We start from the raw sequence: 8,469 nt of genomic DNA on the forward strand, positions 1-8,469 counted from the left end.
CGTGCGGCCTGGGGGCCGGTCCCGGACGGCGGCGGGACACCGGGCCGGGCTTTGCGCGCCTGCCCCGCCGCACGGACCGAACCCTTCGCGCCGGGGTTGCCGCGACGCCGCACAGATGCAGCCCTCACGATCGCCACAGCATGGCTGGTCTTTGTCCGTGGTTGGGGGCGATCGACGATCCGCGCTTCGTTCCTCAGCACGGCTCACCGGACAACCTGGTTGAGGTTGGTCTCCGAGCTGAGGCCGGCCCCACTCTCCGGCTGCCGGGTCATCGGGCGCGTTGAGGATCACGCCTACTGATCGCCACCGTGCCTTCTTATTGCCACACTGCGATGCCGCCGCCTGGCTGGCAAACCAGGCGCCGGCCATCGTCTGGGCCTATTGCACTCCACGCCTCATAGCGGGCGTCGGGCTTCACCTTCAGTTGCAGTCCGGTATCGAACACCAGCCGCAGCGATCCGGACTTGAAAGCGACCGATGAGAGAACCGTCGCACCGAAGAGAGCCAGTGCCGGTGCAACATCCTGTTGCTCAGGCAATAGGCGCGCCTTCACTCGATCGGGCGCACGCAGTGTGCTTAACTCCGCTTCGGTTTCCACGTCCACTTGGGCTCCGCTGTCCAATAGCAGCGTCAGTTGATAGCTCACACGGATCTGGATCACCTGCATGCCGCGGTACGGCAGCAACCATCGGTCCTCCAACTCGACCAAATCTCTCGGCCGGTCCATGTGTAAAGCCCTCCTGTGGCCGTCAACCACGTCGACTGTTTGATCGCTTGACGCTCCGCATGCCCGCCGTGTGGCCGTGTGGCCGTGTTCGGTGGGTGTCTGTCAAGGCGCGGCGAGCTCACCCGTGCGGAGCAGCACGAGTGCTTCTTCGTGCCATTCGCAGCGGTCGCCGGCCGGGGGCAGTTCGACCCCCGCACGTGCGGCCGGGGCAGAGAACTCGTGTCGAAGCTGTTCTACGAGTTGTTCGGCCTGTCTGAGCGTTTCCAGTAGGTCGTCGGGGGCGTCCACGCTGAGGCCGAGAACGGTCGCCCCGTCACGAGTGACCGTGATCATGGCCTGGTAGTGGTCGCGAGCCCTGAGGTAGAGCGTGAAGGCGTCATCCCCGTCTTCGGAGCGCAACTCGTCGAGGGCATTGTCATCTGCGTCGTCCGCGATGCCCAGGACATGAACCCGTGTGAAAGCGTGGAGTCGCTCGTCACCAGGCTCGTCCACGTTGACGTAGCTGTCGATGAATCGCTCGAAGACCTCGGGGCTCTGCTCCGGAACCCACACGTAGACGTCGAGACATGGCGGCACGGGTTTAGCGTAGATCTTCGCGGTCTGCCGTGACGTGCAATATGCGTGCAATGATCATGGAGGCGAGGGGGGCGCGAACGTGCTGCCCACCAGGTCAGAAGACATGTCGCCGGAAGAACAGTCACGAGCTGTAAAACCGTCGGCTCAGCCTACGCAAGTTCGAACCTTGCACCTGCCACACCAGCGGGAAGAGGCCCGTCACCAGCGGAAACGCGGTGACGGGCCTCTCGTTTTATGTCCGGCTGACATCGGCGGACTGCGGTTGATCGTTCCCTATGCGTTCCCGAACGATCAAGGTCAGTGAATCAGGGCCTGTTCTTGGAACTAAACAAGATCGTTGACATCTGAAGCGTCCAGGCCCCGCTGGCCGCGCGCGCTGGGATCGGCTCAGCCGCGTGGTGCGTACATGATCATCAGGACTCTCGCCAGGCAGACGAGCGCGCCGATAACATCCCAACGATCGGGACGAAACCCGTCGACGACCATGCCCCACGCCAGCGATCCGGCGACGAACACGCCGCCGTAGGCGGCCAGGATGCGGCCGAAGTTGGCGTCCGGCTGCAGCGTGGCGACGAATCCGTACATGCCCAGCGCGAGGACGCCGGCCCCGATCCACAGCACGCCGCGCTGCTCGCGTACGCCCTGCCAGATCAGCCATGCCCCGCCGATCTCGGCGAGCGCGGCCAGGGCGAACAGCACCAACGAGCGAACGATCGTCATGACCGGTAGTACAGCGCATTCCTGAGGAAGGGTCGGCGCCGTGGTCGTCACGATGTGGCGGATCCTCGGCATCCGCAGCCGCAGCCTTTCTCGGTGGCAGTTGCACGCGAGGCGCGGCGGCGATGCAGCCACCACATGCCGCCGGCGGCACGGCGCCGGAGATGGTGAGGGGAACAGCGGTGGGCGTGCGGTGGTCGTGGGGGGTGCTCACGTGGTCAGTTCTCCTTGGAGGCGCGGCCTGCGGCCAGGTCGGCGAACGGCAGTGGGCAGTCGGGGCAGGTGCAGTTGGTCAGGTTGTCGCAGCCGGCGCTGACCACCTGGGTCAGCGCTTCCCGGATGGTGGTCAAGTCGGCGATTCGTGCGTCCACCTCGGTGATCTTGGCCTGGGCGCGGGCGCGCAGGTCCGGGGTGGGGTGGCCGGGCCGGCCGGTGTCGATCAGTTCGGCCACCTCCGCCAGGGTGAAGCCGAGCCGCTGGGCGGCTTTGATCACGGTCAGGAGGGTGACGGTTTCGGGCGGGTAGGCGCGGTGCCCGCCGGGGCTGCGCGCCGGTTCGGCGATCAGCCCGCGGCGTTCGTAGTAGCGCAGGGTCTGGAGGTTGATTCCGGCCTGTTCGGCTACCTGTCCGCTGCGCAGGTACGGCCCGTCGATGTCCTGTCTCACGCTGATCGCCCCGCTGCGGCGGATGCGTTCGCGCGGCTGTCCTCGAAGGTCGGCCCGGGCTCCACCAAATGCGCGGCTCCAGGGGTCGGCAGCGCGTGCAACTCTTCACGCGTGATGCGATCCATCACTTTCCGTCCCCTGAGGGGTTGGAGGGTGTCTTCGTCATGCGGCGGCCGCCGCGCCCGCGCGGGTCTGCAGCGCGTCCAGTACCTCGGCCTGCTCCGGCGGCACCGCCACCTCCAGCGCCAGGCTGCCGGCGGAGATGGTGAGGGTGAAGGTGAAGAACGAGCAGCAACTGTTCTCCCGCGCCGCCAGCTCGGCGGCGCGGGCGGCATTGTCCGGGGTGAAGGCGAGCCCCAGGCGTAGCCGGGTGTGTTCCGGCCGAGACAAGGCCTGCACGGCCTCGGCGAACAAGGCGTCGAACTCGGCCACCCGCAGCGGCTGCTCGCTGGTGGGCAAGGTGCAGGCTGAGGGCACCCATTCCTGGTCAAGGGCAATGTCGTGAGCCATGCCTCGACGGTAAGCCTGTACCTAGGTATCGGATGCAAGCCCCCGAGCGACCTTTGTGCGTTCCGGCCGACGGGGCTCCGATTTGCCGGCGGGTGTCGCTGTGCGAGGTGCGTGCGGTGGGCACAGGTATGGGGTCCACGGCGCGCAGGTCTGCCGGGTGGTGTCCGACGGTGAGGCTGCCGTGGCGGCGTTGGTGGGCGAGTTCGTCCGCGGTTGGGCAAGTACGTGGACGGCGCCGAGGCTCGGGATCAGTGTGCGAGCCGGTCTCGTACCGCGTTTTCGATGAGAACGGGAAGATATGCGTCCGTGCCGGGTGTGGCAGGCCTGGCGGAGGACCGCAGGGCATTGCTGGAGTTGGCGCGGGAGGTGCTGCCCGAGGCGGAACGGCCACCGGGGGCTGTTTGAGCCCTTGAACGTGGCTATTGCCTCAGCGCGCCTGCGCCCGGCGAGTCTTCAACGTCCGGCCGGGAAATCGTCATACGCGGGGGGTGAACTGGTTCAGGTCGTAGATGCGGAGCGTCTTTTCGATGTCGGCGACCTGCGCGACGATGCCGGTGAAGCCGGCCGCGCCGAAGCGGCGGTGTTCCTCGTCCTCGAAGGTCTCGGCCATTCCTTGGGCGGGATGACGTCGCGCATGGCGGGGAAGACGACGGTGTCCTCGCGGGCCTCGTGCGGCTCGTACATGCGGATGAAGGCGGCCAGGTTTGTGACCAGGTCGCGACGGGACTGCTGGGGGGTGGGTCTGGCGGTGGCGTTCAGGATGCGGCCGGTCAGGACGCGTCCGCGCTGGTGCTGCTGGAGCAGCACCGAGACGGTGTCGGTGAGCTTGCCGGCCTTGACCAGGCGCGGGAAGACGTACCGCTCTTCGAGTCGCTCGTGGTACTCCTCGATGAAGGTTCGGATGATGCCGGCCCCGGCGTGCAGGGCTTGTTGGGGGACCTGTTCGCCGGCGTTGATCCGGCGGATGCCCTCCCGGTAGATCAACAGGACGCGTTTGAGGACCCCGTGTTCCCGCATGAGGTCTTCCGGTGGCGTGACCGGCACCTCTTGCGCCTGTTCCTGGTTTGGGGCAGGTGTGGGTGTTGCGGCGCTGCCGGCTTGTCGTGTGGTGCCGCATCCGGTCAGCACCGCCGAGCCGCAGGCCAGGGCGATGGGCAGGCCGAGCATTTCGCGGCGGCGTACGATCGGTGTTTCGCGGTCGGCCCGCGCTTCGTCCATGGCGTTCGGCACTCCGTCTCCTGGCCAGTCCGACGCGGTCCGGCTGGACGGCATCACGCCGGATGCCTGCCCGGTCGCCGGTGATCCGATGCGATGACGTGGGTAATGCTTGCCTCGGCTTGGCTGGTCGCGCGTTGGCCGCCAGGTGTGGGCCCGACAGCTCACCGGTTCTACGAGATGATCTGCCAGGGGCGCATGATCTCGTTGTCCTCGTGTTCCAGCATGTGGCAGTGCTGGATGTACGTGGCGGGGAACGCGGTGCTCGTGCCGGGGATGCCGTCGATGGGCAGGGGAACGTCGAAGCGCAGGACGATCCGGGTGACCATGCCGGGAAGGGTGACGACGGTGTCCTTCCAGCCGTCCTCCTCGGCTGCCGGGGGCGTCACCGGGCCGTTGAGGTAGCGGGCGAGGGCGGGTTTGGTCGCCGGCGGGCGTCCCCGCGCGATCCAGGCTTGGTACGCCTTCAGGTAGGCGGGCGCGTCGAAGCGTTGCCGGTTGAGGAGTTGGAACTGGACGAGGTGCACGTGCATGGGGTGGCCGTCGGCGGAGGTGTTGATGTACTCCCAGATCTCGGTGGTGCCCACCCTGGGGAAGTCCTCGATGGGGTCGTTGAAGAGCCGTTGGTTGATGGCCAGGTGGGTGGATTTGTGGTGGGCGTCGCGGTCGGTGGTGATGACGAACTGCCGTCGTCGGGGCAGGCCGGACGTGGGCCGTAGTGGTGTGATCGGCCGCAGCGACAGCCGTTCCGGCGGCGCGCTCGGGTCGGGGCCCGAGCGCTTCTTGCTCACCTGGAGCTGCATGATCTCGGGCATGGGGACGTTCATGCCACCCTGCGGGAAGGAGGAGGCGCAGCCGATAGCAGCGCGGCTCGACGGCCAGGTACGGGTAGGCCTTGCCGTTGACCACCGGGACGGCGCCGAAGAAGTTCGGATTCCACTTGGGGTGGTACGGCGTGGGCCCCCTGTCGGGGTAGGACAGGGCGCCGCCGGAGGTGAGGTTGCGATCCTGCAGGACCAGCGGCACCTCGAAGTCGCCGGACGGCAGCGGCAGGTCGTCTTCGAACGAGTCGCGGATCAGATAGAGGCCGGCCAGCCCGGCGTAGATGTTCAGCCTGGTGATGGCCATCGCGTGGTCGTGGTACCAGAGCATGGTGGCCGGCTGGCGGCTGGTGTAGGCGTAGACGGTCTCGTTGGGGCGGGCGCCCTGAAGGCTGGCGTAGGCGGGGCCGTGCAGGCCGTCCGGGGTGAACCACGCCTCGGGATAGCCGTCGGACTGCGGTGGGTTGAAGGCGCCGTGCAGGTGAGGGACGGCCCAGACGTTCCTGCCCGAAGGGAAGTCCTGCGGCATCCGGCCGCCGGGCGGGTCGGGCGGGTCCCCGGGAACGTTGCGCCACAAGGTGACGTCGACCGCCGGCTGCAGGAGGTGCGTGGTGGGCAGATGGTTGCGGTAGCGGACCACCACCGGGCGGTTCCGTCGCGCTACCAGCGTCGGCCCCAGGTAGCCCAGGTAGCCCAGGTAGCCCAGGTAGCCCAGGTAGCCCAGGCCGATCGGTCCGGCTTCGCCCGCGGCCCTATATCCCCAGGCCTGCCCGGCCGGCAGGTCACGGTGGAAACGCCAGGGAGCCTGCAGCATCGTCAGCTCGTAGTAGTCCGCCCCAGGGTATGCCGACCGCTGCGGCTCCGGTATCGGCAGGCGCGGCACCGCGTCGACGTACTTGGCCAGGGGGATCTCCCCATCGAGCAGCGCGGCGCGACTCAAGCCGGTGACGGCCACCCCCGCACCCACGGTCACGCGTGCGAATTGCCTCCTGGTCAACTCCACCGTGCTCACCCCCCGCCATCGCGGCACCGCCGGCCTATCCCACCTGCCAGGGCCTGTTACGTTCCGTAGCTGCCTGAGCACTTCCCCTCATGCGGACATACATCCAAAGTGCGCATCACGGGCACACGGCCCGCCCGGTCTCTCTTGGCAGGCGAACTGGTAGGGGACCTGAAGCGGGGGTGGACGGCGGCCGGCGCCGATCATCGAGCCGAGTCCGATGACGACAGCGTCGGTCAGGCCCAGGCGGCGCTCCAGTCGCCCCTGACCGGTGGGGGCGGGTGTGCCTGCCACGGCGACCTCCCATGGGAACGGATCCCGATATCGGGTCACGAGACTGCTTGGCTGGGGGCGCGGCGTTGTGCACGCCGACGAACAGCATCTCGGACGCGGGTGGACAGGGGTCGCGTCGCGCCTCGGATCTCGGTACGTACGGTGAGCCGGTCGGGCTCACCCATGGGGCATATGGCTTCGGGCCCGTTGTTCAGAGGCGTCGCTCAGGACGCGGGCCGATGGGCGGGCTGGAACAGTTCGATCAGGTTGCCGGCGGGGTCGGCGAGCAGGATCTGGCGCCCGCCGGGGCCGGAGACCACGTCGCTGTGGAACGACAGGCCCGCGTCGCGAAGCCGGGCGATCTCGGTGTTCAGGTCGTCGACGATCAGGTGGATGCGGTTGCGGCCGACGCCTGCGGCCTGGTCGGGGGTGGCACGGGCACCGGAGCTGGTGGGCCCGGACAGCAACAGCCGCAGCGGCCCGCGTACCACGTCGGCGAAAGCGGGCGCCGCGCTGAAGTTCAGGGTGAAGCCGAGGTGAGTGGTGTAGAAGTCGATGGCCGCTTGGACGTCGTCGACGATGTAGCGGACGCTGGCGACCTGGTCGGCTGCTGTCATGGCTGAACCTCCCGGTGCGGGGTGGGCAGAAGGATGGGCTGCAGGTATCGGATGCGGCGGTCGATCTCCGCGGCGGTACGGTCGAAGGCGGGGTAGCTGTCCCGGGCCGTGTTGTCGCCGTTGGCGGCGGCGGGGTCGGGGATGCTCCAGTGCAGGCGTTGCGGGTGGTCGTCGAAGTGGCGGCAGACCTCGCGGACCTTGTCGCACAGGCTGATCACATAGTCGAAGCGGCGGCCGGTCGTCGTGTCCAGATGCCGTGGGCGCTGGTCGGCGATGTCGATGCCGTACTTCTGGCGCAGCACTCGCACGGCGTCGGGGTGCAGGTGCGTTTTGGGGTGACTGCCGGCGCTGGTCACCTCGGCGCGGTTGCCGACGCGGTGGCGCAGCAGGGCCTCGGCGATGGGTGAACGGGCGCTGTTACCGGTGCACATGAACAGCACGGAAGGCACCGCCGATGTTCCTGCCGCTTTCGCCGGCTCGGCGGGGAGCAGGCGCAGCGCGGGATGCAGGGCGGCACCGGCGGCGGCCATTGCGCGCGCACATTGCTCCAGGTCCAGGTGGTAGTAGCTGTCGCGGCCGTCGAAGCTGCTGCGGCGGGCCTCGACCAGCCCGGCCGAGCGCAGCAGCCGCAGATGATAGGAGACCAGGTTCTGTGGCTCGCCGAGCAGGGTGACGAGCTCCCGCACGCGCAGGTCGCTGCGTGCCAGTTCGCTCAGGAGCCGCCAGCGCACCTCATGGGCGGCCAACCGGACGAACGGCGGCGGAACGGTTTGACCGGGCACCATGCTTCGGATAATACATCAAATTGGTTTGATGGAATTTCGGTGGGTGTGCTGACATCGCCGAGGAGCCTTCATCGCAGGCCGCAGCGTCAGTTGGTGGCCTGTAGCAGCAGGGCCAGGTCCTTCGGGATGGGCATGGGTTGGGTGAGCCCGACGGTGGCGCGACCGGTGTTGCCCTCTGGGTAGCGGCCGAGCGCGGAGCCGGGCGCGGCGACGATGATCCGGATCACTTGGCCGATCGCCTCACGCCGGTCACGTTGGCGTACGGCGAGCACGAACATGGCGACATGGTTGGCGGTGTGCGGCCAGGGCCACGGCTGGGAGATGATGTGCGCCCGTTCCAGGTGCCGCCAGCGCGCCGCATCGTCGGTGGCGGTGCGGGCGGCGCGCATCTCGAAGCGGTAGGCGGCGCGCATGCGGGCGGGCATCGGGCGGCCGATCATAGGGAATCCTCTGAGATAGGCGAGCAGCAGCCGTCGGTGCAGGCGCCGGCCGCGATCGGCAGGAGTGTCCTGCCGGCCGGGGCGAGCGGTGCGGCGACCGGTTGCGGTGTCGGCTGCGGGGCT

At 68.3% G+C, this 8,469-nt stretch carries 10 protein-coding genes; all 10 read right to left on the bottom strand.

The features are described 5' to 3' along the window. Positions 1–316: 316 nt before the first annotated feature. Entirely contained in the window at positions 317–727 is a 411-nt protein-coding gene (locus tag ACWDX9_RS55410; RefSeq protein WP_449970715.1) for a DUF6188 family protein, read from the bottom strand. Positions 728–829: 102 nt separating this feature from the next. Beyond that, positions 830–1,303: a hypothetical protein gene (locus ACWDX9_RS55415; RefSeq protein ID WP_449970718.1), complete on the bottom strand. Its 474-nt coding sequence runs from the start codon at positions 1,301–1,303 to the stop codon at positions 830–832. Between the two features lie 387 nt (positions 1,304–1,690). Next, complete coding sequence (locus ACWDX9_RS55420; protein ID WP_449970721.1) at positions 1,691–2,023, bottom strand: YnfA family protein; 333 nt, start codon at positions 2,021–2,023, stop codon at positions 1,691–1,693. 215 nt (positions 2,024–2,238) lie between these two features. After that, positions 2,239–2,685, bottom strand: coding sequence for a MerR family transcriptional regulator (locus ACWDX9_RS55425; protein WP_449970724.1), 447 nt, complete (start codon positions 2,683–2,685; stop codon positions 2,239–2,241). A 162-nt stretch (positions 2,686–2,847) separates the two neighbouring features. After that, complete coding sequence (locus tag ACWDX9_RS55430) at positions 2,848–3,195, bottom strand: hypothetical protein (protein ID WP_449970727.1); 348 nt, start codon at positions 3,193–3,195, stop codon at positions 2,848–2,850. A 498-nt stretch (positions 3,196–3,693) separates the two neighbouring features. Beyond that, the gene (locus tag ACWDX9_RS55435; RefSeq protein ID WP_449970730.1) at positions 3,694–4,425 is read right to left on the bottom strand and encodes a hemerythrin domain-containing protein; all 732 of its coding nucleotides are present in this window, start codon (positions 4,423–4,425) and stop codon (positions 3,694–3,696) included. A gap of 158 nt (positions 4,426–4,583) precedes the next feature. After that, a complete protein-coding gene (locus ACWDX9_RS55440; RefSeq protein ID WP_449970733.1) occupies positions 4,584–5,237 on the bottom strand; it encodes a multicopper oxidase domain-containing protein in 654 nt (217 codons plus the stop codon). A gap of 1,491 nt (positions 5,238–6,728) precedes the next feature. Next, positions 6,729–7,121 (bottom strand): VOC family protein, encoded by a 393-nt coding sequence (locus ACWDX9_RS55445; protein WP_449970736.1) that lies wholly within the window; start codon positions 7,119–7,121, stop codon positions 6,729–6,731. Beyond that, positions 7,118–7,906, bottom strand: coding sequence for an arsenate reductase/protein-tyrosine-phosphatase family protein (locus tag ACWDX9_RS55450; RefSeq protein WP_449970739.1), 789 nt, complete (start codon positions 7,904–7,906; stop codon positions 7,118–7,120). The genes ACWDX9_RS55445 and ACWDX9_RS55450 overlap by 4 nt, the downstream gene beginning before the upstream one ends. 86 nt (positions 7,907–7,992) lie before the next feature. Further along, on the bottom strand, positions 7,993–8,469 hold a 477-nt coding region (locus tag ACWDX9_RS55455), incomplete at its 5' end, for a DUF3703 domain-containing protein (protein ID WP_449970742.1).

The sequence above is a fragment of the Nonomuraea sp. NPDC003201 genome, assembly GCF_053590415.1.

Coding starts and splice junctions, on each gene's coding strand:
- ACWDX9_RS55440 (WP_449970733.1), bottom strand. CDS start 5,237: ATGAACGTCCCCATGCCCGAGATCATGCAGCTCCAGGTGAGCAAGAAG.
- ACWDX9_RS55450 (WP_449970739.1), bottom strand. CDS start 7,906: ATGGTGCCCGGTCAAACCGTTCCGCCGCCGTTCGTCCGGTTGGCCGCC.
- ACWDX9_RS55430 (WP_449970727.1), bottom strand. CDS start 3,195: ATGGCTCACGACATTGCCCTTGACCAGGAATGGGTGCCCTCAGCCTGC.
- ACWDX9_RS55410 (WP_449970715.1), bottom strand. CDS start 727: ATGGACCGGCCGAGAGATTTGGTCGAGTTGGAGGACCGATGGTTGCTG.
- ACWDX9_RS55445 (WP_449970736.1), bottom strand. CDS start 7,121: ATGACAGCAGCCGACCAGGTCGCCAGCGTCCGCTACATCGTCGACGAC.
- ACWDX9_RS55420 (WP_449970721.1), bottom strand. CDS start 2,023: ATGACGATCGTTCGCTCGTTGGTGCTGTTCGCCCTGGCCGCGCTCGCC.